Source organism: Microbacterium sp. SD291 (assembly GCF_017355365.1).
In the GTDB taxonomy this organism is placed as follows: domain Bacteria; phylum Actinomycetota; class Actinomycetes; order Actinomycetales; family Microbacteriaceae; genus Microbacterium.
In genome coordinates, this window is the sequence record NZ_JADIJR010000004.1 from 44,909 (window position 1) to 71,100 (window position 26,192).

20 protein-coding genes are annotated in these 26,192 nt (G+C 69.4%); 17 read left to right on the forward strand and 3 right to left on the reverse strand.

Annotation, left to right across the window (positions count from 1 at the left end):
• Window positions 1-36: 36 nt before the first annotated feature.
• Window positions 37-1,053 (reverse strand): LacI family DNA-binding transcriptional regulator, encoded by a 1,017-nt coding sequence (locus tag IPV10_RS03595; RefSeq protein WP_242684612.1) that lies wholly within the window; start codon window positions 1,051-1,053, stop codon window positions 37-39.
• Between the two features lie 121 nt (window positions 1,054-1,174).
• Between IPV10_RS03595 and IPV10_RS03600 the strand changes: the two genes are divergently transcribed.
• The 5 genes from IPV10_RS03600 to IPV10_RS03615 all read left to right on the forward strand — a co-directional run bounded on the left by IPV10_RS03600 (window position 1,175) and on the right by IPV10_RS03615 (window position 9,682).
• Window positions 1,175-2,452 (forward strand): D-arabinono-1,4-lactone oxidase, encoded by a 1,278-nt coding sequence (locus IPV10_RS03600; protein WP_207480511.1) that lies wholly within the window; start codon window positions 1,175-1,177, stop codon window positions 2,450-2,452.
• Window positions 2,453-2,472: 20 nt separating this feature from the next.
• Window positions 2,473-3,897: a glycoside hydrolase family 43 protein gene (locus IPV10_RS17285; RefSeq protein WP_307861044.1), complete on the forward strand. Its 1,425-nt coding sequence runs from the start codon at window positions 2,473-2,475 to the stop codon at window positions 3,895-3,897.
• A complete protein-coding gene (locus IPV10_RS03605; RefSeq protein WP_307861053.1) occupies window positions 3,849-4,043 on the forward strand; it encodes a substrate-binding domain-containing protein in 195 nt (64 codons plus the stop codon). Before IPV10_RS17285 ends, IPV10_RS03605 begins: the two co-directional genes overlap by 49 nt.
• Window positions 4,044-4,155: 112 nt before the next feature.
• Window positions 4,156-6,663 carry a family 43 glycosylhydrolase gene (locus IPV10_RS03610; RefSeq protein ID WP_242684613.1) on the forward strand — a complete coding sequence of 836 codons (2,508 nt, stop codon included), beginning with the start codon at window positions 4,156-4,158 and terminating at the stop codon, window positions 6,661-6,663.
• A 100-nt stretch (window positions 6,664-6,763) separates the two neighbouring features.
• The gene (locus IPV10_RS03615; RefSeq protein ID WP_207480515.1) at window positions 6,764-9,682 is read left to right on the forward strand and encodes a carbohydrate binding domain-containing protein; all 2,919 of its coding nucleotides are present in this window, start codon (window positions 6,764-6,766) and stop codon (window positions 9,680-9,682) included.
• A gap of 63 nt (window positions 9,683-9,745) precedes the next feature.
• On the opposite strand, the gene IPV10_RS16920 is transcribed toward IPV10_RS03615, so the two are convergent.
• A complete protein-coding gene (locus IPV10_RS16920; RefSeq protein WP_242684614.1) occupies window positions 9,746-10,327 on the reverse strand; it encodes a substrate-binding domain-containing protein in 582 nt (193 codons plus the stop codon).
• On the opposite strand from IPV10_RS16920, the gene IPV10_RS03625 reads away from it, so the two are divergent.
• From IPV10_RS03625 to IPV10_RS03650, 6 genes are all read left to right on the forward strand, one after another.
• Window positions 10,305-11,324 (forward strand): LacI family DNA-binding transcriptional regulator, encoded by a 1,020-nt coding sequence (locus tag IPV10_RS03625; RefSeq protein WP_207480517.1) that lies wholly within the window; start codon window positions 10,305-10,307, stop codon window positions 11,322-11,324. The two genes, IPV10_RS16920 and IPV10_RS03625, sit on opposite strands and share 23 nt — an antisense overlap.
• On the forward strand, window positions 11,324-12,868 hold the full coding sequence (locus IPV10_RS03630) for a sugar ABC transporter ATP-binding protein (RefSeq protein WP_207480520.1): 1,545 nt from the start codon (window positions 11,324-11,326) through the stop codon (window positions 12,866-12,868). Before IPV10_RS03625 ends, IPV10_RS03630 begins: the two co-directional genes overlap by 1 nt.
• 190 nt (window positions 12,869-13,058) lie before the next feature.
• Complete coding sequence (locus IPV10_RS03635) at window positions 13,059-14,063, forward strand: substrate-binding domain-containing protein (protein WP_207480521.1); 1,005 nt, start codon at window positions 13,059-13,061, stop codon at window positions 14,061-14,063.
• A 90-nt stretch (window positions 14,064-14,153) separates the two neighbouring features.
• Window positions 14,154-15,761, forward strand: coding sequence for a sugar ABC transporter ATP-binding protein (locus IPV10_RS03640; RefSeq protein WP_207480523.1), 1,608 nt, complete (start codon window positions 14,154-14,156; stop codon window positions 15,759-15,761).
• Complete coding sequence (locus IPV10_RS03645) at window positions 15,758-16,837, forward strand: ABC transporter permease (protein WP_207480525.1); 1,080 nt, start codon at window positions 15,758-15,760, stop codon at window positions 16,835-16,837. Before IPV10_RS03640 ends, IPV10_RS03645 begins: the two co-directional genes overlap by 4 nt.
• The gene (locus tag IPV10_RS03650; protein WP_207480527.1) at window positions 16,834-17,871 is read left to right on the forward strand and encodes an ABC transporter permease; all 1,038 of its coding nucleotides are present in this window, start codon (window positions 16,834-16,836) and stop codon (window positions 17,869-17,871) included. The genes IPV10_RS03645 and IPV10_RS03650 overlap by 4 nt, the downstream gene beginning before the upstream one ends.
• A 10-nt stretch (window positions 17,872-17,881) precedes the next feature.
• Here IPV10_RS03650 and IPV10_RS03655 read toward each other — a convergent pair whose 3' ends face one another.
• Complete coding sequence (locus IPV10_RS03655; RefSeq protein ID WP_207480529.1) at window positions 17,882-18,727, reverse strand: NAD(P)-dependent oxidoreductase; 846 nt, start codon at window positions 18,725-18,727, stop codon at window positions 17,882-17,884.
• A gap of 57 nt (window positions 18,728-18,784) precedes the next feature.
• Between IPV10_RS03655 and IPV10_RS03660 the strand changes: the two genes are divergently transcribed.
• The 6 genes from IPV10_RS03660 (at window position 18,785) to IPV10_RS03685 (ending at window position 26,190) form a co-directional block, all read left to right on the forward strand.
• On the forward strand, window positions 18,785-19,798 hold the full coding sequence (locus tag IPV10_RS03660; protein WP_207480531.1) for a LacI family DNA-binding transcriptional regulator: 1,014 nt from the start codon (window positions 18,785-18,787) through the stop codon (window positions 19,796-19,798).
• Between the two features lie 235 nt (window positions 19,799-20,033).
• On the forward strand, window positions 20,034-20,753 hold the full coding sequence (locus tag IPV10_RS03665) for an L-ribulose-5-phosphate 4-epimerase (protein WP_207480533.1): 720 nt from the start codon (window positions 20,034-20,036) through the stop codon (window positions 20,751-20,753).
• Window positions 20,750-22,348, forward strand: coding sequence for a xylulokinase (locus tag IPV10_RS03670; RefSeq protein ID WP_207480535.1), 1,599 nt, complete (start codon window positions 20,750-20,752; stop codon window positions 22,346-22,348). Before IPV10_RS03665 ends, IPV10_RS03670 begins: the two co-directional genes overlap by 4 nt.
• A 96-nt stretch (window positions 22,349-22,444) precedes the next feature.
• On the forward strand, window positions 22,445-23,962 hold the full coding sequence (araA, locus tag IPV10_RS03675; RefSeq protein WP_207480537.1) for an L-arabinose isomerase: 1,518 nt from the start codon (window positions 22,445-22,447) through the stop codon (window positions 23,960-23,962).
• Window positions 23,963-24,895, forward strand: coding sequence for an aldose 1-epimerase family protein (locus IPV10_RS03680; protein ID WP_207480539.1), 933 nt, complete (start codon window positions 23,963-23,965; stop codon window positions 24,893-24,895).
• A gap of 17 nt (window positions 24,896-24,912) precedes the next feature.
• Window positions 24,913-26,190, forward strand: coding sequence for a glycoside hydrolase family 27 protein (locus IPV10_RS03685; RefSeq protein ID WP_207480697.1), 1,278 nt, complete (start codon window positions 24,913-24,915; stop codon window positions 26,188-26,190).
• Window positions 26,191-26,192 lie beyond the last annotated feature (2 nt).

Below are 26,192 nucleotides of genomic sequence, written 5' to 3' on the forward strand. Positions count from 1 at the left end.
AAGAGCGATCTGAAGTGCCGCGACAGGATCGAGGCGTCAGGGGCGGTATCCGGCGGGGGAGCCGGAGGTGCTCGCACGCTCGATCAGCCGGTGCGACAGCGTCAGCCCTCGAGGGGGAGCGGTGCGATCGTCCATCCGGGATTCGAGCAGGCCCAGCGCGGCCTCGGCGAAGGCGCGGCGGTCGAAGGCGATCGTGGTGAGCGACGGCGAGGTGAAGTCGGAGAACTCGACATCGTCGAAGCCCGTCACGATCACGTCCTCGGGCACGCGGATGCCGTGGGCGTGCAGCGCATGCAGCACGCCGAGGGCGAGCGAGTCCGTGAGCGCGATCACCGCGTCGAAGCCGACCTCGCGCGCGAGCAGCGCGCGTGCGGCATCCGCCCCGGCCGCCATCGACCACGGCAGGGTGTTGACCTCGAGGCGGGGATCCCGCGGGATGCCGGCCTCCCTGAGCGCGTCGTGCACTCCTTCGAGGCGCAGGCGGCTGGTCGCCGTCTCGATCTCCTGGTCGTCGTCGGCGCCGATCACGGCGATCCGCCTCGCCCCGCGCGCGATCACGTGCCGGGCGGCGTCGGCCGCGGCCACGCGACTGTCGATGCGGACGTGGTCTGTCCTGGTCTGCTCGACCTCGCCGATCACGACGATCGGCGGCAGGCGGTCGGCGTACCTGATCACGCTGTCCTCGAGCCGGATCGGGTTCAGGATCAGGCCGTCCACCAGCTGCGCGCGGGCGCGGGAGAGCAGCTCCTTCTCGCGCTCCGGCTCGGTGGCGGTCTCCTCGATCTGCACCGCCAGGCCGCGTTCGTGAGCGGCCTGGACGATGCGGTGCACGAGCTCCGCCGAGTAGGCCGTGGCGAGATCGGGGAGGGCGACGGCGATGATCCCCGAGCGCCCGCTGCGAAGGCCCCGGGCGCTCAGGTTCGGAACGAAGTCGAGCTCGGCCATGGCGGTTTCGACCCTGACCCTGGTCTCGTCGCGCACTGCGACGGTGCCGGTGACCACGTTCGAGACGGTCTTCGGTGAGACACCGGCGAGAGCCGCGACGTCCTTCATGGTGGCCCGCCTCGTCGCGCCATTCGCCCCAGGCGGCGGCATCGGTGTCATCCGGTCAGCCTAGCCGCGGGCCGGTCGCCTTCTGGAATGCATCGATGTAGAAGATGACTAGCATGGCGCCATGAGCATCGAGCGAAACTGGGCGGGCAACGTCACATACCTGGCCGCGTCCGTCGAGCATCCGGAGTCCGTCGACGAGCTCCGCGCGCTGCTGGCGACCGGCGGGCCGGTGCGCGTGCTCGGCTCCCGTCACTGCTTCAACGACATCGCCGACAGTGCAGGGCTGCTGGTCGCGCTCGACCGCCTGCCGGCGACGATCGAGGTCTCGCCGGAGCGCGACGCCGTCAGGGTGTCCGGCGGCCTCCGCTACGGAGACGTCGCGCCAGCGCTCGAGGAGCAGGGGCTCGCGCTGTCGAATCTCGCCTCGTTGCCGCACATCTCGATCGCGGGGGCCGTCGCCACCGGCACGCACGGCTCCGGCGACGCCACCGGCTCGCTGGCGCAGCCGGTGCGGGCGCTCACGATCATGACCGCCGCCGGCGAGATACGCGGGCTCGCGCGCGGCGAGGAGGGTTTCGACGGAGCGGTCGTCAGCCTCGGCGCGCTCGGCGTCGTGCTCGACGTCACACTCGACGTCGAGCCGAGCTACCAGGTCGCGCAGCACGTCTTCGAGCATCCGTCCTGGGATGCGATCCTCGCGGACCTCAGCGCCGTCACGGGGGCGGGCACCAGCGTCAGCATCTTCTCGACCTGGCAGAACACCGGCGCGGCGGATCAGATCTGGCTCAAGCAGCGGGTGCCGGCGACGCGGGCGGATGCTCGCGAGCTGCAGGCCCAGCGGGACGCGCTCGCCGCGCGACTCGGAGCCACGGCCGCCGACGGCAAGCGGCATCCGATCCTCGGGGTCGACCCCGAGGCCTGCACCGAGCAGGGCGGGGTCGCGGGGCCCTGGTTCCAGCGGCTGCCGCACTTCAAGCTCGAGTTCACGCCGTCGGCGGGGGAGGAGATCCAGAGCGAGTACCTGGTGCCGCGCGCGGATGCCGTTTCCGCGATCGAAGCCGTGCGCGCGCTCGCCGACCGGATCGCGCCGCTGCTGCTCGTCAACGAGATCCGCACAGTGCGGGCCGATGGTCTGTGGCTGAGCTCCTCGTACGGGACGGATGCCGTCGGCCTGCACTTCACGTGGAAGCCCGACGAGGCGGCCGTCAGGGAGTTCCTGCCGGCGCTCGAGGCCGCGCTGCCGGCATCCGCCCGTCCGCACTGGGGCAAGGTGTTCACCCTCGACGGCGCCGAGACGCGCGCCCGCTATCCGCGCTGGGACGACTTCGCCGCGCTCGCCGCGTCTTTCGACCCGGAACGGCGTTTCGTGAACGCCTACCTGGAGCGGCTCGGGCTCTGAGCCGGGGAAGTCAGACAGCGATGACGACGTTCGAAGCGCCCGCAGACCCGCGCGACCCCTACGGCTACCTGATGGTGCACTTCATCGAGGACGCGACCGGGTACGCCGAGAAGATCTTCCTCGACATCTCCCGCGGCGACGACCCGGAGAAGTGGGACCCGCTGAACGGAGGCATGCCCATCCTCGCGTCGCAGCGGGGGACGACCGGCGTGCGCGATCCGTTCCTGACCCGCAACCCGGAGACCGGCAGGTACTACATCGTCGCGACGGACCTGCGCGTCTTCGGCGGCGACGGCGGCTCGGGCGATTGCACGGAATGGTGCCACTGGACGCGCAACGGCAGCACGGACCTGGTCGTCTGGGAATCCGACGACCTCGTGAACTGGGGTGAGCCGCGCACGTTCGACACCGCGCTGAACGGCGACGGTGTCAAGGTCGCCGACCTCGGCATGGCCTGGGCGCCGGAGGCGCTCTGGGTCGACGACTACTACCCGGACGGGCGCGGCGCGCTCGTCATGTACTGGTCGTCGAACGTGTATCGGGATGCCGAGCACACAGGTGAGTGCTACAGCCGCGTGCTGTGGGGCGCGACGACCGACTTCAGCCAGGCGACCTACTCCTACGGCGGCGAATTCGTGGACACCGGCGCCGACGCCATCGACACGACGATGATCCGGCACGAAGGCACCACCTACCGCGTCACGAAGGACAACGGCCTCGGCAAGGGCATCTACATGGAGTCCACGGATGCCGCGCGCTGGTGGGAACCGGGCACGGTCTGGACGACGCTGCAGACGAGGATCGGCGCGGAATGGTCCGGCGGCGACCCGGGCGGCGTAGAGGGGCCCGCGGTGTTCCGCAGCCACAGCGAGGACAGGTGGTATCTGTATGTCGACGTCATCCCGTCGATCGGATACCGGCCGATGGTCACGACGGACCTCGACTCCGGATGGTCGCCGCTCACCGACCCGTCGTTCTCTATGGCTCCGCACACCAAGCACGGCGGCATCGTGTCGCTGACCAGGGCCGAGTACGACCGGGTGCGGGCGGCGGATGCCGTCTCCCTCGTCACCGCGGACCTCGGCGCCGTCGAGATCGAGGCCGGCAGCAGCGCCGGCGATCTCGCGGCCGCGCTTCCGCAGCAGGCCGAGGTCTCGCTCGCCTACGGTCGCGGCACGGCGTCGCTGCCGGTGACGTGGGACACGGCATCCGCGGACCTGCCGATGCCCGGAACCTATCCGGTCACCGGCACCGTGCAGACGCTCGGCGCGAACCTGAACTCCTGGACCGGCGCCGGCGGATCCACCGCCTGGAACGCTCCCGACCGGGTGCTCTCCCGCAGCACCGCGCTCACCGTGACCGCGCAGGTCACGGTGAGCCCGAGGGCCTCAGCGTCATCGGCTTCGACGATCTTCCCGACGCCCGGCACTGCTTTCCGCCGCTGACCACCGTGCGGCAGGACTTCGCCGCCCTCGGACGCCTCGTGATGCGCGAACTGCTGATCGCCAACGACGACGGCGAATCGGATCAGCGGGAGCTCATCCAGCCCGAGTTCGTGGTGTGCTCCTCGACCGCCGCACTGCGGGGCTGAGCACTTCTCGCGACCGCGGTCAAGGCTTTTCGAAACGATTGCCTCGTACTTTTTGATACCGGTAACATCCGAGCTGTCGGCGTCTCGCGCCGCATCTCGAGGAGGAGACCGCATGAAGAGAATCATCGACGGCGCCGCGTCGGCGCCGCATCTGAGGCGATCGCGAGGCAGGTCGATGCGACTCGCCACGGCGCTGGTCGGCGCCGCCGCGCTCGTCGCATCCCCGCTGGCTGCATTCGGCAGCAGCGCAGGGTACGCGACGCCCGCCGCCGTCATCGATGCGGCGGTCGGCGCGGTCGTGGCCGACCCGCCGGCCGTGCCGGGGAACCTGCTGCCGGACGGCCGCTTCGTCAGCGACTTCTCTGGCTGGAGCGCCACGCGCGGTGGCACGCTGGCATTGAACGCGGATGCCGCGAGCGGCGCTTACTCGCTGCAGGTGACCGCCCGTGAGAACACCCAGTCCGGCCCGTTCGCGAGCGTCACCGGCAAGCTCGAACTGGGTGCCGTGTACCGGATGACCGGAAAGCTCAAGTACGACGAGGGCAACGCCACGCAGCAGTTCAACTTCACGTTCTGCCCGGCGAACTTCAACGGCTGCGCCGACTACGGCCACACCTTCACGAAGGGCGAATGGGGCACGTTCTCGCAGGAGTTCACCGCTGAGGCGAAGCACGTCGGCGCGGACTGGCTCTTCGTCGAGACGCCGTGGGGCTCGAACGCGCTCCAGGCCTTCAGCGTCGACGAGGTCTCGCTCATTAAGATCGCGGATGCTCCCGAGCAGCCGGCGTTCACGAGCTTGGAGAAGGTGCAGACGAAGTCCGTCGGCGACCACAACCCGCTCGTCGGCCACAAGTTCGGTGCCGACCCGCATCACCTCGTCTACAACGGCCGGCTCTACATCTACTCCACCGACGACACCCAGCAGTACGAGGTGGCCGCCAAGGATGCGAACGGCCTGCCGACGCAGTCCAACGGCTACGGTGCGATCACCCGGCTGAACGTGATGTCGACCAGCGACATGGTCAATTGGGTCGATCACGGCACGGTTCCCATCGCTCGTGAAGGCGGCGCGGCACCGTGGAGCCGGAACTCGTGGGCCCCGGCCGCGATCGAGAAGGACGGCAAGGTCTATCTGTACTTCTGCGACAGCGGAACCGGAACGGCTGTCGTCGTGGGCGGCTCCCCGCTCGGGCCGTGGACCGATCCGCTTGGCAAGAAGATCATCCCGGACACCGTGTCGCCCGAGTACATCGCCGGCGGCGGATTCCCGGCCGGAATGTGGCTGTTCGACCCCGAGGTGTTCATCGACGACGACGGTCAGGGCTACCTGTACTTCGGCGGCAACTCGCAGATCGGCACCGCGCCGAACGTGCAGGGACCGCAGAACCCGAAGTCGACCCGCGTCGTCAAACTGAAGGACGACATGGTCACCCTCGACGGCGACCCGGTCGAGATCGACGGCCCAGGCATGTTCGAGGCGTCGAGCATGTTCAAACACGGAGACAAGTACTACTACTCGTACTCGTCGAACTTCCAGGTCACTCCGGAGCCCGGGAAGTACCCCGAGCGCGGCGCGATCGCATACATGATGACTGACGACCCGATGGATCTCACCGCGTCGCAGTACGCGGGCGTGGCGTTCCAGAACCCGGCGACGTTCTTCGGAGCGGGCAACGGCGGCAACAACCACTCGGACATGTTCGAGTACAAGGGCGGCACGTACTTCACCTACCACGCGCAGACCAGGGGTGCGGCGTGGGCGGCGGCGCTGGGGACCCCCGGCGCGACGCAGGGGTACCGCTCCGTGCACATCGATGAGCTCGAGTTCAACGCGGACGGCACCATCAAGCCCATCACCGGAACACGCGCCGGGGTCGAGCAGGTCGAGAACTTCGATCCGTATCGCACCTTCGAGGCCGAGACGCTGGCATGGCAGCTCGGGATCAGTACGACGCAGACGGATGCCGCATCGGTCGAGTTCCCCGAGCACAACGGCAGCGGCAACATGATGCTCTCCGCCGTCGATGACGGCGACTTCGCCGGCATCTCGGGTGTCGACTTCGGAGCCGGCGCCGCGACGGTGTCGGCCACGGTGAAGCCGCTGGTCGCCGGCGCGAGCATCCAGGTGCGCCTGGACGACGTCGACGGCCCGGTCGTCGCGGAGATCCCCGTGGACGGCGCGGTCGGCGAATGGGCGACCGTGCAGGCGGCGGTCATCGGCGCCACCGGAGAGCACGACGTGTTCTTCGTGTTCGCCGGCCCCGAGGGCGCTGAGCCCGATGCCGACCTCGTCGAGGTCGACAACTGGTCGTTCACGGCTGCCGAGTCGCTGGCGTTCTCGGTCGAGGTGACCACGCGGTGCGTCGCGGGGAAGCATCTGACGCAGACGGTGCGGGTGGTGAACGAGGATGCGGTGGAGGTCGCGTTCATTGCGGAGTCGGCGTTCGGGCGGCGTGATCTCGGTGTCGTGCTGCCGGGTGCCGGGAAGACGGCGGCGATCAACACGCGTTCGGCGGAGGTCCCGGCCGGCGAGGTGACGGTGACCGCGACGGCCACGGTCGACGGTGAGCAGGTGCAGGTGCAGCGATTGGTCGCCACCGAGGCGGCGGCCTGCGGCTGACGCTCTGACACGCGGAAGGGCCCGGGCGACGCCCGGGTCCTTCCGCGACCAACCCCGATGCCGCATCGGCGGCAGGCTCGACATCTCTCAAGGAGTACACGTGTCTTTTCCGAAACGCGGGCTGAAGCTCGCCTCCATCGCCATCGCTGGCGTCGTGGCCGGCGTCGGCCTCCTCGTCCCCGCGAACGCCGCGCAGGCCGAGGGCGAGTGGAACCCTGATCCCTCGTACACCTCGACAGACCTGGGCGACGGCACCTACTCGGTGCCCGGGCTCAACTCCGACGTCCCCGACGTCAGCGTCGAGCGCATCCCCGCCTCGCAGAATCCCGAGGGCCGCGACGTCTATTACATGATCAGCACCACGATGCAGCTCAGCCCCGGCGCTCCGATCATGAAGTCGTACGACCTCGTCAACTGGGAGATCGTGAACTACGTCTTCGACCGACTCGACATCGGCGATGCGTACTCGCTGCGCAACGGCTCGAACTCCTATGGGCAGGGCCAGTGGGCATCCTCCCTCCGCTACCACGACGGCACGTTCTACGTGCTGGTCAACTCGCTCAATCTGGGCGGCGCGTACATCTATCGCACCGATGACATCGAGAACGGATCGTGGGAGCGTACCGCCCTCGGGCGCAGTCTCCACGACCCGTCGCTGTTCTTCGATGACGCGAACGGCGGAACGCCCTACGTCATCTACGGAGGAGTGAACGCGGCGCGCCTGAACCCGACGCTGACCGCCATCGAGCAGGACTTCGAGAACATCATCCCGCGCAGCGAGTACGCCGACGAGTCCTATGTCGGCAGCAGCGGGCTGTTCGAGGGCGCGCAGGCCTTCTACATCGACGGCTATTACTACGTGGTGATGATCACCTGGCCGAGCACGGGCCGGCAGGTGGCGATGTTCCGCTCCACGGATCTCCTCGGTCGCCTTGCGCCGTACGAATCCCGCGGCGTCCTCAACTCCAACGGATTCGCGCAGGGCAGCCTCGTGCCCGTGGCGGACGGCGAAGGCGGAGACGACTGGCACGGATTCTTCTTCCGAGATTCCTTCCCTGTCGGCCGCATCCCGGCTCTCATCCCGGCGACCTGGAGCGACGGCTGGCCGATGTTCGGCGACAACGGCGCGGTTCCGGTGAACGGCGTCTTCGACAAGCCGATCACGCTGAGCCCGGCTCAGGAGCGGTTCGAACGTCAGAAGAGCATCGTCGCGTCGGATGACTTCCGAAACGACGCACCGCATCGCGCCTACCAGGACGACCAGTGGACCATCCCGGCTCCGCCGGAGTTCGACGAGTCGCTGATCGGCGTCGAACTCCTGGGCAACCCCGGCCTCGAGTCCGGGAGCACGGAGGGCTGGGTCGCGAACGACACGGCGGTGCTCGCCACCACCGCGGATGCGCACAGCGGCACATCGGCGCTGGCGGTCACCGCCCGGACGACGACCGGCTCCGGCCCGGCGCAGAGCGTGACCGGGAAGCTGCAGCACGGTGTCACCTACGACGTCGCGGCATGGGTGAAGTACGACGATCCAGCGAGCCCGGCCACCAAGCAGTTCCTCATCACGGCGCGCTATGGCGGCAGCAGCGCGAGCTACGTCAACCTGACACCCGCGACGACGCTCGACCGCGGCGAATGGGGCAAGGTCTCCGGCTCGTTCACCGTCCCCGCCGCTCAGGCTCTGTCGGACGTGCGTCTCTTCATCGAGACGCCGTGGACGGCCGATCCTGGCGCGTCGCCGGAGGAGCATCTCATGGACTTCACCGTCGACGACGCATCGCTGATCGGGCGTCCGGTGACGATCGAGGCGCCGCATCCCGATGAGATCGCTCCGAACGGCTCGAATCTCGACCTGGCGTGGGAGTGGAATCACGCGCCGGACAACCGGTACTGGTCGCTGACCGATCGCGAAGGCTGGCTCCGCCTGACGACGGGCAAGGTCGTGACTGGTGCCTACACGCACCGTTCGGGAGGAGAGCTGACCTGGTTCGAGGAGGCGCGCAACACGCTCTCGCAGCGCACCTTCGGCCCGCGGCAGTCGGTTGAGACGACGCTCGACATCTCCGCGATGAAGGACGGAGACGTCGCCGGGCTGGCGGCGTACAACCGCGACTTCTCGTATGTCGCGGTTCAGCGCGTCGACGGCGTGAACACCGTCGGCGTCGTGCACCGCGGACAGCCGTTCGCGGCGTCGATCGACCAGGCGGCCGTCGAGAGCTTCCTCCCCGGTCGCTCCGCCGGCCTCGGGGGCGCCACGGAGGTGCATCTGAAGGCCGACCTCGACTTCGCGAGTGCTCCCGGTCAGCTGTTCACGACGTTCTTCTACAGCCTCGACGGTGTCGCATGGACGGCGTTGGGAGATCCGGTCGGGCCACTCAGCCTGGACGGGAGTCTTACGCACTTCATGGGGCACCGGGTCGGCCTGTTCGACTACGCGACGCAGCAGGCGGGCGGGCATGTCGACTTCGACGGCTTCCTGCTGAGCGACACGCTGACGTCGCAGAACCGGCCGTTGGACGTGAGCGCGCTCGACGCGGCGATCGCGCACGCCCGCTCGCTGGACGAGAGCGACTATCCGGCCGAGGCGTGGGCCGACATGCAGGATGCTCTGACACAGGCGGATGCCGCGAAGGCATCGACGCTCGGAACGCAGAACCAGATCGACGCACCGGAGCGCGCGCTCAGCTATCAACTGGCGCGGCTCGGTGTGCTCGTGGAGGAGGAGTCGCTGGCGTTCTCGGTCGAGGTGACCACGCGGTGCGTCGCGGGGAAGCATCTGACGCAGACGGTGCGGGTGGTGAACGAGGATGCGGTGGAGGTCGCGTTCATTGCGGAGTCGGCGTTCGGGCGGCGTGATCTCGGTGTCGTGCTGCCGGGTGCCGGGAAGACGGCGGCGATCAACACGCGTTCGGCGGAGGTCCCGGCCGGCGAGGTGACGGTGACCGCGACGGCCACGGTCGACGGTGAGCAGGTGCAGGTGCAGCGATTGGTCGCCACCGAGGCGGCGGCCTGCGGCTGACGCTCTGACACGCGGAAGGGCCCGGGCGACGCCCGGGTCCTTCCGTTTGTCTCGGCAGCGCGCTCAGCCGGCTGTCGACCTCCGCACGACGGGCTCGGGCGGGAACACGGTCTGGCGGGGTGTGCTGTCGGGATCCGCAGCTTCCTCGAGGACGATCCGCAACGCGGTGCGCCTGATCGCGCGGCTGAGCTGGCAGATCGACGAGAGAGGCACCGCGGCCGCGGCGGCGAACGAGATGTCATCGAAGCCGATCAGGGCGATCTCGTCGGGGACCAGCACCCGCCCGTCGGACACGAGCGACTGCAGCAGACCCAGTGCCACAAGGTCGTTCGCCGCGAACAGGGCGTCTGGCCATTCACGCCGCGGCCGGGTGAGCAGCCGCGCTCCGGCGGCCGCACCCTCCTCGACCGTAATCGTCGCCCCGTTTCGATGAGGTGATCCACCGCGAGCGGGCCGCCAGCGATGCCCGGTGGGGTCCGTGCCCGGCGTGGGGCTCTTACCAAGGTTCACGATACCCAAACACGAGTTTGCCGCCGTCTGCACAGTGTTGCGCCCGCCGACGATTGCGCCTCCAGAGGTGTTCTCGGTAACATCATCGGAGGCGGGGCCGACGGAGGTGCGCATGGTGAACGTCGGCTCGGACAAGCCCAATATCCGTCAGGTGGCGGTGATCGCCGGCGTCTCGCACATGACCGTCTCGCGGGTGCTGAACGATCATCCGAACATCAAGCCGGACACCAGGCGCCGCGTGCTCGAGGCCATCGAGGAACTCGACTACCGGCCGAACCTCGTGGCCCGTGCGCTCGCGACCCAGCGCACCCGCCGCATCGGCGTCATCATCGAGAGCCCGGTGGCGTTCGGTCCGACGAGCATCCTGCGCGCCGTCGAACTCGCCGCCCGCGCCGCCGGCTACTCGGTCACGGCCGTCGCGCTGCACGAGGGCGATGCGCTCACCCCGCAGGACGCCGTGGACAATCTCGTCACGCAGGGCGTCGACGCGCTGTGCGTCATCGCACCGCGATCGTCGTCAATCGCCGCTCTCCGCCGGATCTCGCTCAGCGTGCCGATGCTCGTCGTCAAGGCCGACGCCGACCCCACCTTCCTCACGGTCGCGATCGACCAGCAGGCGGGCACCGGCCTCGTCGTCGACCACCTGGTCTCGCTCGGCCACCGCGACATCCTGCACATCGCAGGACCTCTGGACTGGCTTGACGCCCGCGCAAGAGAACGCGCCTTCCACACCAGGGCGAAGTCCTGGGGCATCCGCGAACGACCCATCGTCGTCGGCGACTGGACCGCGGACTTCGCCTACGACTTCGCGATGGGGCTCAACCGCCTGCCCGACTACACCGCGATCTTCGTGGCCAACGACGACATGGCCATCGGGCTGATCCACGGTCTGCACGACAAGGGCTTCGAGGTGCCGAAGGACCTCAGCATCGTCGGCTTCGACGATGTGCCGCTGGCGCGCCACTTCCTGCCGCCGCTGACGACGGTGCGCCAGGACTTCGACGCGCTGGGCGGCGCCGTGGTCGAGATGCTCCGCGCGGCGATGGAAGAGCGCGAGATTCCGCCGCTGACCCGCATCCCGACCGAACTCGTGCCGCGGGCATCGAGCGCGGCGCCGCGGGAGGTGCGCTGATGGCGCTCCCCGATCCGCAGCCGCTGGTCGAGCTCGAAGGGATCACGGTGGAGTTCCCGGGGGTGCGCGCTCTCGACGACGTCGACTTCCGCCTGTTCCCCGGCGAGGTGCACGCGCTGATGGGCGAGAACGGTGCGGGCAAGTCGACTCTGATCGCCGTGCTCACCGGCACCTGCACGCCGATGGCCGGAACTGTCACCGTGGCGGGCGAGCAGCGCCGGTTCTCCGGTGTGGCTGATGCCCGTGCCGCCGGGATCGCCACCGTCTTCCAGGAGACGCAGCTGAGCCCGAATCTCAGCGTGGGGGAGAACGTGATGCTGGGGCGCGAGCGCCGCGGCCTGTTCGGCATCGACTGGCGCCGGACGAGAGCGGAAGCTGCGGCAGCCCTCGCCCGGCTCGGCCTCGACGACCTCGACCCGAAGACCCCGCTGTCGTTGCTCTCGCCGGCGCAGAAGCAGCTCGTCGCCCTCGCTCGGGCAGTCGTCGACGACCCCACGGTGCTCGTGCTCGACGAGCCCACCTCGAGCCTCGATCAGGCCGAGGTCGCCATCCTGATGAGGGTGATCAGGGGCCTTCGCGAACGCGGTGTCGCGATCCTGTTCGTCTCGCATTTCCTCGAGCAGGCCTTCGCGATCAGCGACCGGATGACGGTGCTGCGCGGCGGACGCTGGATCGGCGAGCACGCGACCCGCGACCTTGAGCGCGCCGACCTGATCTCGCAGATGCTCGGCAAGGACATCGAGAGCCTTCGCGCGCTGAAGTCGGAGCGGAAGGCGCATCACTACGCCTCGGACGGCACTCCGGTGCTGCAGGCGACGGATGTGGGCCGCCGCGGCGAGCTGGACCGGATGGATGTCGAGGTGCAGCGTGGCGAGATCGTGGGCCTCGCAGGGCTCCGCGGCTCCGGACGCACCGAGCTGGCGTCGCTGCTGAGCGGATCCGTGCATGCGGACAGCGGCGAGATCCGGGTCGACGGCGAGAAGGTCGATCTACGCAGCCCCTCCGCGGCGCTGCGGCGCCGCATCGCGATGACCACCGAGAGCCGCCGGACGAACGGCCTCATCGGCGAGCTCACGGCCCGCGAGAACATCGTGCTGTCGCTGCAGGCGCTGCGCGGGTGGTCGCGTCCGTTGTCGCCGTCGGAGTCCGCCGCGCTGATCGACACCTATGTGGAGGCGCTGCACCTGGACCCGGCCGATCTCGACCGCCCCGTGAAGCTGCTCTCCGGCGGCACGCAGCAGAAGGTGCTGCTCGCCCGCGCCCTGGCGGTGCGCCCGCATGTGCTGATCCTCGATGAGCCGACCCGCGGCATCGACATCGCCGTGAAGCTCGACATCCAGCGCCGGATCACCCAGCTCGCCGGGAACGGCGCCGCCGTGGTGTTCATCTCCTCGGAGCTCGAAGAGGTCGTGCGGCTGAGCGATCGCATCATCGTGCTGAAGGACCGCGAGAAGATCGGCGAGCTCAGCAACGGCCCGGGCGTGACCGTCGACACGGTCGTCGAGATGATTGCCGCGGACAGGGGATCATCCGAAGAATCGTGACAGGACTGTGACCGGTAACGCGACGCCGCCACCCGGTTTCATCGAACTTTGCGAGAACTGTTGTGTTCCACAGATTGTTCCCGGTAACATCGCGGCAGGGCGCTACACCAAGCGTTCTGCAATCACGCAGGGGACCACGTCGGTCCACACGCTTGCCGGGGGAGGACCCCGGCGTCTCAAGGAGGAGAACATGTCCGTGAATACGCGCATCCGCGCCGCACTGGGGCTGGCCGCAGTCGGCGCGCTCGCACTCGGTCTGACCGCCTGCTCGACCACTGCCCCCGAAGAGGGCGCCGGCAGCGAAGGCGGCTCGGGCGAGCTGACCACCGTCGGCTTCGTGGCGGTCGGCCCCGAGGGTGCCTGGCGCGAGGCCAACGAGCAGAACATCCAGGACACCTTCACGGAGGACGCCGGATACGAGCTCAAGTACGCGCCCGCCACCAACCTCGATCAGAAGTCGCAGATCGACGCGTTCACGTCGTTCGTCGACGAGGGCGTCGACGTCATCCTGCTGTCCGCCACTGAGGCGTCCGGCTGGGAGGATTCGCTCAAGCGCGCACAGGAGGCGGAGATCCCGGTCATCCTGCTCGACCGCGGCATCGAGCCCGATGACGACAGCCTCTACGTCACCCGGATCGCCCCGGACAACGTCGAGGTCGCCAAGGAGGTCGGCGCATGGGCTGCGGCCGCGTTCCCCGATGGTGGCAACTACGTCGTCCTCGAGGGCCCGGCCGGCGTCGGCGTCGTCAACGAGCGCAACGAGGGCTTCGATGAGGGCCTCGGCGACGCGAAGCTGACCAAGCTCGACGCGCAGACCGCGAACTGGTCGGCCGAAGAGGGCAAGAGCGTCTTCGAGACGATGCTCAAGGCCAACAACAACAACATCCAGCTCGTGTTCGCACAGAACGACGAGATGGGCCTGGGCGCGGCGCAGGCTGCCGAGGAGGCGGGCCTGGTCGTCGGCAAGGACGTCAGGATCGCCACGATCGACGGCACCAAGAACGCCATGCAGGCGCTCGCCGACGGTCAGCTCAGCTACGTGCACGAGTACAACCCGCTGTTCGGCGAGACCGCACTCGAGGTCGTCGAGAAGGCGCTTGCCGGTGACAAGGTCGAGTCCTACATCGTCGTCCCGAGCGAGGAGTTCGACTCCGCCGAGGCCGCCAAGGCCGTTCTGGCGGACCGCAAGTACTGATCACGGGTTGCCGGAGCGAACCGGCGACCGGCCCGGGTGGCGGCGCGACCGCCGCCCGGGCACCCCCAGCTTCGAAACTGAGAGTCAGCGATGAACGAAGAACTCCCCATCGTCGAGATGCGCGGGATCTCCATCGAGTTCCCCGGCGTCAAGGCGCTCGACGGCGTCGACTTCCGGCTTTTCCCGGGCGAGGTGCACGCGCTCATGGGCGAGAACGGCGCCGGCAAGTCGACCCTGATCAAGGCGCTCACCGGCGTGTACCAGATCGACTCCGGCTCGATCGTCGTCGCCGGCGGTGAGCGCAGCTTCGCAGGCACCGCGGATGCTCAGGAGGCCGGCATCTCGACGGTCTACCAGGAGGTCAACCTCGCGCCGAACCTCTCCATCGGCGAGAACGTGATGCTTGGACACGAGATCCGCGGTCCGTTCGGCATCAACTGGCGCGCGACCCACGGCGCCGCCACGGAAGCGCTCGCCCGTCTCGGGCTCGAGCACCTCGACACCCGCAAGCCGCTCTCGACCCTCTCCATCGCGCTGCAACAGCTCGTCGCGATCAGCCGCGCGATGGCCATCAAGGCCAAGGTCCTGATCCTCGACGAGCCGACCTCGAGCCTCGACGCCGCCGAGGTCGAAGGCCTCTTCGCGGTCATGCGGACGCTTCGCGACCAGGGCGTCGCCATCCTCTTCGTCTCGCATTTCCTCGACCAGATCTACGCGATCAGCGACCGCCTCACCGTGCTGCGCAACGGACGATACGAGGGCGAGTACCTCACCCGCGACCTCGACCGTCACGCCCTCATCTCCACCATGATCGGCAAGGACCTCGACACGCTGAAGTCGCTCGGCGGAAACCGCCGCAGCACGCCGCGTGAGACCGGCGAGCAGCCGATCCTCTCCGCCTCGGGCGTCGCCCGCCGCGGCTCCGTCGAAGCGACCGACCTCGACATCCGGCCAGGGGAGGTGGTCGGCTTCGCGGGACTCCTCGGCTCGGGCCGCACCGAGCTCGCCCGGCTCCTCTACGGCGCCGACCGCGCCGACGACGGCACCATCTCGGTCAAGGGCGCCAGGGTCGACCTGAAGTCGCCGTCCGACGCCCTCGCGAAGCGCATCGCGTTCTCCACAGAGAACCGACGCGACGAGGGGATCATCGGCGACCTGACGGTGCGCGAGAACATGATCCTGGCGGTGCAGGCCGAGCGTGGCTGGGCACGGCCCATGTCCCGCAAGGAGCAGGACGCGATCGTCGAGAAGTACATCGGCGAACTCAACGTGCGCCCGGCCGACCCGGAGCGGATGATCAAGAACCTCTCCGGCGGCAACCAGCAGAAGGTCCTGCTCGGACGGTGGCTCGCCACCCAGCCCGAGCTGCTGATCCTCGACGAGCCCACCCGGGGGATCGACGTGGGCGCGAAGGCCGAGATTCAGGAGGCCGTCGCGATGCTCGCCGAGGACGGTGTGGCCGTCGTGTTCATCTCGTCCGAGCTCGAGGAGGTCGTGCGCCTCTCCGAGCGGATCGTCGTCCTCAAGGATCATCGCAAGATCGGCGAGATCCAGAACGGCCCGGACGTCACCGCGCAGGAGATCGTGGACGTGATCGCCGCACACGGTGTGGATGCCGCCGCGGAGACCCTCGAGGACACCGAGGGTGCGGCGCCCGATACGATCGCCCACATCACCGAGAAGGAGGAGGCGCGATGACCGCCGCATCCGGCACGTCGCTCTGGCGTGAACTGATCCACAAGCCGTTCTTCTGGGGCATCGTCGCGATCATCGCCCTGCTCGCGCTGAACGTGATCAAGGACCCCGCGTACCTCGCGATGTCGGTCAACCCGAACAACGGCAACCTGGTCGGCAACCTGATCGACATCCTGCGGCAGGCGGCGCCGATCATGATGATCGCGATCGGCATGTCCCTGGTCATCGCGACCGGCGGCATCGACCTCTCGGTCGGATCGCTGATGGCCGTCGCCGGAGCCGTGTCGATGGAGTTCCTGAACGCCGCCGGCGACTCCGGATCCGTGGGCGCCGCATTCGCCGCCGCTGGTCTCGCGCTGCTGATCACGGCCATCCTCGGCGCCGTCAACGGCGTGCTGGTGGCGTACGTCGGACTGCAGCCGTTCATCGCCACGCTCGTGCTGATGCTCGCCGGCCGCGGAATCGCGAAGGTGATCACCGGCGGGCAGAACACCGCGGCATCCAACGACCCGTTCCGGTGGATCTCGAACGGCTACCTCGTCGGCATCCCCGTCGTGTTCATCCTCGCCGTCCTGATCGTCATCGTCGTCGGCTGGGTCGTGCGCCGCAGCGCCCTCGGCCTCATGATCGAGGCGATCGGCATCAACCCCAAGGCGAGCCGGATGGCGGGCATCAAGCCCAAGGGCCTGCTGCTGACCACGTACATCCTGAGCGGCATCCTCGCCGGCATCGCCGGCATCATGTCGGTCGGCAGCGTCATGACCGTCGACATCTCCCGCACCGGCTACCAGTTGGAGCTCGACGCGATCCTGGCGGTCGTGATCGGCGGCGCCTCGCTCGCCGGGGGGAAGTTCTCCCTCAGCGGCGCGTTCGTCGGCGCCCTGCTCATCGCGACCCTCGACAAGACCGTGCTGTTCCTCGGTGTCTCGTCGTCGGCGACGCCCGCGTTCAAGGCGATCGTGATCGTGGTGCTCTGTCTGCTGCAGTCGGAGCGCGTCCGGAGCTGGTTCATCAGACGCAGGCAACAGGCGCCGACAGTGCCCGAGGAGAAGACCATGAAAGAGGAGGTCCCGGCATGACCGCCCTGACCGCGGCGCCTGTGCGCGACGAACCCGTGGCCGTCCTTGACCGGGTCCGCCGGATGATCCAGGCGAACCCCTCCGTCCTGCCGACCGTCGCCTCGGTCGTGATCTTCGTCGGCATGGTCGTCTACGGCGAGGTGGCCTACGGACGCATCCTGCAGGCGAGCACGCTGTCGAACCTGCTCATCAACAACGCGCACCTGATCGTGCTCGCGGTCGCCCTGACCTTCGTCATCATCACCGGCGGCATCGACCTGTCCGTCGGCTCGATCATCGCGTTCTCGTCCGTGGCAGGGGTGATGCTGGCCAACGCGGGGTGGAACCCGATCGCGGTGATGGTCGTGATGGTCGGCATCGGCGCGCTCTTCGGCGTGGTCTCCGGCGTCCTGATCAGGTACTTCAACGTGCAGCCTTTCATCGCGACGCTGGCGATGATGTTCCTCGGGCGTGGCTTGGCTTCACTGCTGAGCACGAAGCCGGAAAGGCTCGGCGAGGACTCCCCGATCCGCTGGATCGGGCACCAGCTCAAGATCATCGACGGTCCGAAGGTGAACGACCTCGTGATCACGCCGGCCGTGATCATCGCCGTCATCGTGGTGGCCGCGGCGTTCTTCGTGCTGCACCGCACCCGCACCGGCCGCACCGTGTACGCGATCGGCGGCTCTGAGAGCTCGGCGCTGCTGATGGGGCTGCCGGTGCAGCGCACCAAGGTGCTGGTGTACGTGATCAGCGGCGCCCTCGCGGGCCTCGCCGCGGTGCTCTACACCGCCCGGCTCGGCACCGCGCAGAACATCACGGGGATCGGCTGGGAGCTCGACGCGATCGCGGCCGCCGTCATCGGCGGAACCGTGCTCACCGGCGCGTACGGCTACGTGCTCGGCTCGGTGATCGGAGCGCTGGTCCTGGGGCTCATGAACGTCCTGATCACGCGCGACGGCGGCATCCCGCCGGAGATGACGACCATCATCACCGGCGGCATCCTGCTCGTCTTCGTGCTGCTCCAGCGTGCGGTGACCCGCAAGAAGGAGTAGCCGGGGGCCGTCACTCGTGGTCGCGCCAGGAGTGGCGCGGCTCGAACCCGAGCACGCGCCGCGCCCTCTCGATCGACAGCAGGGTCTCGTTCGGGCCGACCTCCCTGGTCACCGGGACGTCGGGGAACACCTCAGCGATCAGCTCGGCGTTCGGGCGTGACATCACGGTGTCCGCGGCGGCGATGATGAACCGATCGAAGCCGGGGGCCGCCTTCTCGAGCGCCAGCTGCACCGCCTGCGCGCCGTCGCGCGCATCGATGTAACCCCAGAGGTTCCACTTGCGCAGCAGCGCATCCCGGTCGAACGCCGGGAAGGCGGCGTAGTCCTCAGGGTCCATCACGTTCGAGAACCGCAGGGCTGTGATCGCCAGGTCCGGGTGCCAGCGCACGAGCTCGGACGCCAGCTGCTCTTCGAGCGTCTTGACGAGCGAGTACACCGACTCGGGCCGGGCCGGGTACTCCTCATCGACCGGGATGTACGGCGGCGGCACGTCGAAGGGGAGGCCGAGCACCGTCTCGCTCGATGCGTACACGATGCGCCGGATGCCGAGCCGCACCGCGGCCCAGAACACGTTGAACGTCGCCGGCATGTTGTTGTGGAATGTCGCCACGTCGCTGCGGATGCCCGGCGCCGGGATCGCGCCGAGATGCACGACCGCGTCGATGCCGTCATGGCGGTCTCCGACGGCGGTGAAAGCGTCGATGACCTGGCCGTAATCCGTGAGATCCACCTGCACGAAATCGGCGCCGCGGGCGCCGTTCAGGTCCATCCCGATGACGTCGTAGCCGTTCGCCCGCAGTTCGCGTGCGACGACGCGGCCGAGCTTGCCGGACGAGCCGGTGAGAGCGATGCGCATGACACCAGACTGGCATGGCGGCGAGCGGGTGGCGCCGGTGGTCATACACTCGACGGCGTGAGTGAGTCCCGCAGCACCCCCGGCCGCACCGTCGGCGTGCGCGACGTCGCCGCCCTCGCCGGGGTGTCCCGGCAGACGGTCTCGCGGGTGCTCAACGACCATCCCGAGGTCGCGGCCGAGACCAAGGAGCGCGTCCTCGCCGCGATGGCCGAGCTGGGGTACCGGATGAACAACGCCGCCCGCGCGCTCGGCACCCGCCGCTCGCGGACCCTCGGCGTCCTGGCTTCCGACGCGCTGCAGTACGGACCCTCGCGGAGCATCGCCGCGATCGAGGCGTCGGCCCGCGGAGCCGGGTACTGGGTGAGCGCGGCGTTCGCCGACGCCGGGGACGCGGCGGCCGTGATGTCGGCCGTCGATCACCTGATCTCGCAGGGCGTCGAGGGCATCGTCGTCGTCGCCCCGCATGCCCGCACGCTCGAGGCTCTCGACGCCCTGAGCGTCGGAGTGCCGGTCGTGACGCTGCACTCGGCCGGCCGCGGCGCCCGCGGTCTGTCCGTCGACCAGGCGGCAGGCGCCAGGCTCGCCGTCGCGGCGCTGGCGGATGCCGGGCACACCCGCATCGCCCACCTCGCAGGCCCCGCCGACTGGCTCGAAGCCGAGTCGCGCGCCGACGGGTACGCGGCGGAGATGGCGGCTCGCGGGCTCGTGGCCGGTCCCGTCGTCGAGGGCGACTGGTCTGCCGGCTCCGGGTACGCGGCCGTGTCGGCGGTGCGGGATTCCGGTGCGACGGCCGTGTTCGCCGCGAACGACCAGATGGCGCTGGGGCTCCTCGGCGGACTCCACGAGGCCGGGCTCTCGGTGCCGGGGGACATCAGCGTGGTCGGGTTCGACGACATCCCGGATGCCGCGTACTACTCGCCGAAGCTCACCACGGTGCGCCAGGACTTCGACGAGCTCGCCCGCAGGGCCGTCGCCGCGGTCGTCGGAGGAGCGGATGCCGCGGCATCCGACCTGGATCCGGTGGCCCCGGTGCTGATCTCGCGCGATTCCGTGGCGCCGCCGCGGGCCTGAATCAGCGCGCCGACTGGCCGTTGCCCTGACGCCGCTGCTCCCCAACTCCGGAGAATCGACCGGCGTCTGCATCTGGATCCGCGGATTCCCGTGTCAGCCTCGCTCACGACGGGGCAGTTCTCCGGAGTTATGGCAGGCGCGCCATGTGCACCCTCGCTCTTGACGACCCGACCGAGCCCATGTCAGACTACTGTGACCGGTCACAGTGATCAGGATCCCGCACGAAGAGGTACCCGTGAGCAACGAAGCCCCCGCATTCGCCCCCGAGGTCGAGGCGTCGATCGAGGCCGTCCGCGCTGACGTCGCCCGCCTGCACGGAGAGCTGGTCCGCTACGACCTCGTCGTCTGGACCGGCGGCAACGTCTCGGGCAGGGTCCCCGGCGCCGACCTGTTCGTGATCAAGCCCTCCGGTGTCTCGTACGACGACCTCGCGCCCGAGAACATGATCCTCTGCGACCTCGACGGCCACGTCATCCCCGGCACGCCGGGCAGCGACCGGAGCCCCTCGAGCGACACTGCCGCGCACGCCTACGTGTACCGGAACATGCCGGACGTCGGCGGGGTCGTGCACACGCATTCGACCTACGCGGTCGCCTGGGCCGCGCGCGGCGAGGAGATCCCCTGCGTGATCACCGCCATGGCCGACGAGTTCGGCGGGCCGATCCCGGTCGGCCCGTTCGCGATCATCGGCGACGACTCGATCGGCCGCGGGATCGTCGAGACCCTGCATGGGCACCGCAGCCGCGCGGTGCTCATGCAGAACCACGGACCGTTCACGATCGGCGTGAACGCGAAGGATGCGGTCAAGGCCGCCGTCATGGTCGAGGATGTCGCCCGCACCGTGCACCACGCACGGGAGGCCGGTCCGCTCATCCCCATCCCGCAGGAGGCGATCGACAGCCTCTACAACCGGTACCAGAACGTGTACGGCCAGAACTCGGACACCCGCCGATGACCCTTCGACGCAGCTCAGGGAACGAACGAGCAGACATCCTGGCCGGCCGCACCAGCCTCGGCATCGAGCTGGGCTCCACCCGCATCAAGGCGTGCCTGATCGGCTCCGACGCGACCGAGGTGCTCGCCACCGGATCCTTCGCGTGGGAGAACCGGCTGGAGGACGGTCTCTGGACCTACGCACTCGACGAGGTCTGGCAGGGACTGCAGGCGGCACTCGCCGACCTCGTCGCCGATGCGCACGACCGCTACGGCATCCGCCCCGACTCCTTCGGTGCCATCGGCATCTCGGCGATGATGCACGGCTACCTGGCGTTCGACGCGGCGGGCGAGCTGCTGGTGCCGTTCCGCACCTGGCGCAACACGAACACCGGCACGGCCGCCGCCGAGCTCACCGACCTACTCGGCGTGAACATCCCGCTGCGCTGGTCGATCGCGCACCTCCACCAGGCCGTCGTCGACTCCGAGGCGCACGTGCCGCAGCTCGACTTCGTCACGACGCTCGCCGGCTACGTGCACTGGAAGCTCACCGGCGAGCGGGTGCTCGGCGTCGGCGACGCGTCGGGCATGTTCCCGATCGACTCGGCGACCTGCGACTACGACGAGCGGATGCTGCAGGCATACGGCTCGCTGGCGGGAGACCGGCTACCGGCCCCGCTCCCGCGCCTGCTCCCGGCAGTCCTCCCGGCAGGCGCCGCCGCCGGAGCCCTCACCGCAGAAGGCGCGAAGCTGCTCGATCCGACCGGCGCCCTCACACCCGGCATCCCGCTCTGCCCGCCGGAGGGCGACGCCGGCACCGGCATGGTCGCGACGAACTCGGTCGCCCCGCGCACCGGCAACGTGTCGGCCGGCACCAGCATCTTCGCGATGGTCGTGCTCGAGCATCCGCTCGCCGGCATCCACCACGAACTCGATCTCGTGACCACCCCGGCCGGCGACGCGGTCGCCATGGTGCACTGCAACAACGGCGCCAGCGAACTCGCCGCATGGGCGGGCCTGTTCACCCGGTTCGCCGCGGCGGCGGGCCACCCGCTCGGCGACGACGCCGTCTTCGAGGCGCTGTTCGGCGAGGCGCTGCAGGGCGATGCGGATGCCGGCGGCCTCCTCGCCTACAACCACCTCGCCGGGGAGCCGATCGCCGGGCTCACCGAGGGACGGCCGCTGTTCGTGCGCACTCCCGACAGCGCCTTCACGCTCGCGAACTTCATGCGCGCGCAGCTCTACGGCGTGTTCGGCACCCTCGCTCTCGGCATGCAGGTGCTCGCCGACGAGGGCGTCGGCCTCGACCGCATGTTCGCGCACGGCGGGATGTTCCGCACGGCCGGTGTCGCGCAGCGATTCCTCGCCGGAGCGCTCGGCGCCCCGGTCGCGGTGGGCGAGCTGGCCTCCGAGGGCGGGGCGTGGGGCATCGCGGTGCTCGCGTCGTACCTCGGCCGCGACGAGTCGCTTCACGCGTATCTCGACGAGAGCGTGTTCGCCACGGCATCCGTCTCCACCGTCGACCCCGACCCCGCCGACGTCACCGGCTTCGCCACCTACCTCGACCGCTACCGCGCGGGCCTTCGCATCGAGGCCGCCGCCACGACCGCACTCTGACCCACAACGGCCCGCGAGACTTCACGAATGTCACGGTTTCAGCCCGAAAACGTGACATTTGAGAAGTCTCGCGAGACGGCGAAAGGACGCAGCACAATGCCCAAGCTCAACACCTCCCTCGACGGCTACGAGGTCTGGTTCCTCACCGGCAGCCAGCACCTGTACGGGCCGGAGACGCTCGCGCAGGTCGCCGCGCAGTCGCAGGAGATCGCCCGCATCCTGGACGCAGCCGACGAGGTCCCGGTCAGGATCGTCTGGAAGCCGGTCCTCACCGACTCCGCGGCCATCAAGCGGATCGCTCTCGAGGCGAATGCCGCCGACAACGTGATCGGCCTCGTCGCCTGGATGCACACGTTCAGCCCGGCGAAGATGTGGATCGCCGGACTCGACGCGCTGCAGAAGCCGCTCGCGCACCTGCACACGCAGGCAGGCGCCGAGCTGCCGTGGGCCGACATCGACTTCGACTTCATGAACCTGAACCAGGCCGCGCACGGCGACCGCGAGTTCGGCTACATCCAGACCAGGCTCGGCGTGCCGCGCAAGACCGTCGTCGGCCACGCCTCCGACCCGCGCGTGCGTCAGGAGATCGCCACCTGGCAGCGTGCGGCAGCGGGCCTCGCGGCGTCGCGGTCGCTCAAGCTCGCACGCTTCGGCGACAACATGCGCTTCGTCGCCGTCACCGAGGGCGACAAGACCGAAGCAGAGCTGCGGTTCGGCGTGCAGGTGAACACCTGGGGTGTGAACGAGCTGGCGGATGTCGTCGCCGCGGCATCAGACGCCGACATCGACGCTCTCGTCGCCGAGTACGAGGAGCTGTACGAGGTCGCCCCCGAGCTGCGCAAGGGCGGCGAGCGGCACCAGTCGCTGCGCGACGGCGCCGCGATCGAGATCGGCCTGCGGTCGTTCCTCGAGGAGGGCGGCTTCGGCGCCTTCACCACCTCGTTCGAGGACCTCGGCGCGCTGAAGCAGCTGCCCGGTCTCGCGGTACAGCGCCTGATGGCCGAGGGCTACGGCTTCGGCGCCGAGGGCGACTGGAAGACGGCGATCCTCGTCCGTGTGGCGAACGTGATGGGTGCCGGTCTTCCGGGCGGTGCGAGCCTGATGGAGGACTACACCTACGACATGACCCCGGGCGACGAGCTGATCCTCGGCGCGCACATGCTCGAGGTGTCGCCGTCGCTCACGACCGCGAAGCCGACGCTGGAGATCCACCCGCTCGGCATCGGCGGCAAGGACGACCCGGTGCGCCTGGTCTTCACGGCCGACTCCGGGCCCGCGATCGTGGTCGCGCTGAGCGACATGCGCGACCGCTTCCGCCTCACCGCGAACGTGGTCGAGAACGTGCCTCCGCGCGCCTCGCTGCCGAAGCTCCCCGTCGGCCGCGCGGTGTGGAAGCCCGCTCCGGACTTCAACACCTCGGCTGCCGCCTGGCTGACCGCCGGTGCAGCGCACCACACCGTGATGTCGACCGCGGTCGGCCTCGAGGCGTTCCGCGACTTCGCCGAGATGGCCGAGGTCGAGCTGCTCGTGATCGACGAGTCGACGACGCTGCCCGAGTTCCAGAAGCAGGTCCGCTGGAACCAGGCGTACTACCGGCTCGCGCAGGGGCTCTGAATGGGTCGGGTCACTGAGCCGGTCGAAGTGTCGGGTCGGCAGCTGCGCATCGCCGCAGGCCCCTACGAGGCGGTCATCGCCAGCGTGGGTGCCTCGCTGCGCTCGCTCACGGTCGACGGTCGCGACCTCGTCGTGCCGTTCGACGCCGACGAGGTGCGCCCCGGATATCGCGGCACGACGCTCGCGCCGTGGCCGAACCGCATCGTCGACGGCCGCTACTCGTTCGGCGGCGCCGAGCATCAGCTGCCGCTCACCGAGCCGGCGCGCGGGCAGGCGCTGCACGGACTGCTCTCGTGGGCCGAGTTCTCCGATCGGCTCGTCGAGGACGACCGCGTCGTGCTGGCCGCCGTCATCGAGCCGCAGACCGGCTACCCGTTCCGCGTCGAGGTGGAGACCGAGTACCGGCTCGATGCCGGGGGCCTCACGCAGACGGTCACCGCTCGCAACATCGGGGCGGATGCTGCGCCCTGGGGCACCGGCCCGCACCCCTATCTCGTGGCCGGTGCCGGCGGCGTCGACGCGTGGACCCTCCGGCTCCCGGCATCCGAGGTGCTCACCGTCACCCCCGACCGGCTGAGCCCGATCGTCGTGGAGCCGCTGTCCGAGCATCCGGAGTGGGACTTCCGCACCGCCCGCACGATCGGCGACGTGTTCATCGACCATGCGTTCACCGGCTTCGCCCGCACCGATGGCATCGCCGAGGTGCGCCTGACGGCCGGCGACGGCACCGGCGTCGCGATGACGTGGGACGAGCGCTGCCCGTGGGTGCAGGTGCACACGGCCGACAACCCGGGCATCGACGGCATCCACCGGATCGGCCTCGCGGTCGAGCCGATGACGTGCCCGCCGGACGCGTTCAACTCCGGCACCGACCTCGTCGTGCTCGCCCCCGGCGACGCGCACGCCGCCTCCTGGACGATCAGGGCGCTGTGACCGCGAAGACCCCGCCGATGGGGTGGAACAGCTGGGACTGCTACGGCACCACGGTGACCGAGGCCGAGGTGCTTGCGAACGCCGAGTTCATGGCCGAGCACCTGCTGCGGTACGGCTGGGACATGGTCGTCGTCGACATCGACTGGGCCGACCCGACGGCGCGGTCGCACGGCTACAACGCCGACGCTCCGCTGCATCTGGACGCGTGGGGGCGGCTGGTGCCGGATCCGGAGCGGTTCCCGAGCTCGGCCGGCGGTGCGGGTTTCGGTCCGCTCGCGGCGCGGATCCATGAGCTGGGCCTGCGGTTCGGCATCCACACGATGCGGGGCATCCCGCGGCGCGCCGTGGCGGAGAACCTGCCGATCCTGGGGACGGATGCCGGTGCCGCCGACGTCGCGGACGCGACGAATGTGTGCGAGTGGAACCCTGACATGCTCGGCTTCGACCATGAGCATCCGGCGGCTCAGTCCTACTACGACTCGACGCTCGCGCTGTATGCGGAGTGGGGCGTTGACTTCATCAAGGCCGACGACATGCTGTGGCCGTACCAGGCCGCCGACATCGAGGCCTACGCGACCGCGATCGACCGCTCGGGGCGCGACATCGTGCTGAGCCTGTCGCCCGGCCGCGACCTCTCGCTCGAGCGCCTCGAGCACCTGCGCGGGCACGCCGACATGTGGCGCATCTGCGACGACCTCTGGGATTCGTGGGATGACGTCGCCGCGAACTTCGCCCGCTTCGCCCGCTGGGCGCCGTCCGCGGGGGAACAGGGCTGGCCAGACGGCGACATGCTGCCGCTCGGGCGCATCGGCATCCGCGCCGAACGCGGCGAGCCCCGCGACGACCGGCTCACCCCTGACGAGCGCGTCTCGCTCATGACGCTGTGGATCATCGCGCGCTCGCCCCTGATGATCGGCGGCGATCTCCCGACGAGCGACCCCGCGACGGTCGCGCTGTTCCAGAACGCGGATGCGCTCGAGGTGCTGCGGGCATCGTCACGCAACCGCGAGGTGTTCCGTGAGGGGAACCTGGTGCTGTGGGCGGCGGACGGCGCCGACGGCGAGTGGTACGCGGCGGCGTTCAATCTCGGCGACGAGGCGACGGATGCCGTGCTGGATGCCGCGAACATCGGGTTCCCGGCATCCGGAGCGGTCGCCGAGCTCTGGACTGGTCGCGCGCTCGCACTCGAGCCGGTCACCGTGCAGGGCGATGCCGCGCGCGGCGTCGCTCCCGGCAGTGTCGCGCTGCGGATGGCCCTGCCGCCGCACGGCGCCGCGCTGCTGCGACACCGCTGATC

Bases quoted from the DNA above. Each gene is read 5' to 3' on its own strand.
- IPV10_RS03595 (WP_242684612.1), bottom strand. From the start codon at position 1,053: ATGAAGGACGTCGCGGCTCTCGCCGGTGTCTCACCGAAGACCGTCTCG.
- IPV10_RS03600 (WP_207480511.1), top strand. From the start codon at position 1,175: ATGAGCATCGAGCGAAACTGGGCGGGCAACGTCACATACCTGGCCGCG.
- IPV10_RS17285 (WP_307861044.1), top strand. From the start codon at position 2,473: ATGACGACGTTCGAAGCGCCCGCAGACCCGCGCGACCCCTACGGCTAC.
- IPV10_RS03610 (WP_242684613.1), top strand. From the start codon at position 4,156: ATGAAGAGAATCATCGACGGCGCCGCGTCGGCGCCGCATCTGAGGCGA.
- IPV10_RS03625 (WP_207480517.1), top strand. From the start codon at position 10,305: ATGGTGAACGTCGGCTCGGACAAGCCCAATATCCGTCAGGTGGCGGTG.
- IPV10_RS03630 (WP_207480520.1), top strand. From the start codon at position 11,324: ATGGCGCTCCCCGATCCGCAGCCGCTGGTCGAGCTCGAAGGGATCACG.
- IPV10_RS03635 (WP_207480521.1), top strand. From the start codon at position 13,059: ATGTCCGTGAATACGCGCATCCGCGCCGCACTGGGGCTGGCCGCAGTC.
- IPV10_RS03640 (WP_207480523.1), top strand. From the start codon at position 14,154: ATGAACGAAGAACTCCCCATCGTCGAGATGCGCGGGATCTCCATCGAG.
- IPV10_RS03645 (WP_207480525.1), top strand. From the start codon at position 15,758: ATGACCGCCGCATCCGGCACGTCGCTCTGGCGTGAACTGATCCACAAG.
- IPV10_RS03650 (WP_207480527.1), top strand. From the start codon at position 16,834: ATGACCGCCCTGACCGCGGCGCCTGTGCGCGACGAACCCGTGGCCGTC.
- IPV10_RS03655 (WP_207480529.1), bottom strand. From the start codon at position 18,727: ATGCGCATCGCTCTCACCGGCTCGTCCGGCAAGCTCGGCCGCGTCGTC.
- IPV10_RS03670 (WP_207480535.1), top strand. From the start codon at position 20,750: ATGACCCTTCGACGCAGCTCAGGGAACGAACGAGCAGACATCCTGGCC.
- araA (WP_207480537.1), top strand. From the start codon at position 22,445: ATGCCCAAGCTCAACACCTCCCTCGACGGCTACGAGGTCTGGTTCCTC.
- IPV10_RS03680 (WP_207480539.1), top strand. From the start codon at position 23,963: ATGGGTCGGGTCACTGAGCCGGTCGAAGTGTCGGGTCGGCAGCTGCGC.
- IPV10_RS03685 (WP_207480697.1), top strand. From the start codon at position 24,913: ATGGGGTGGAACAGCTGGGACTGCTACGGCACCACGGTGACCGAGGCC.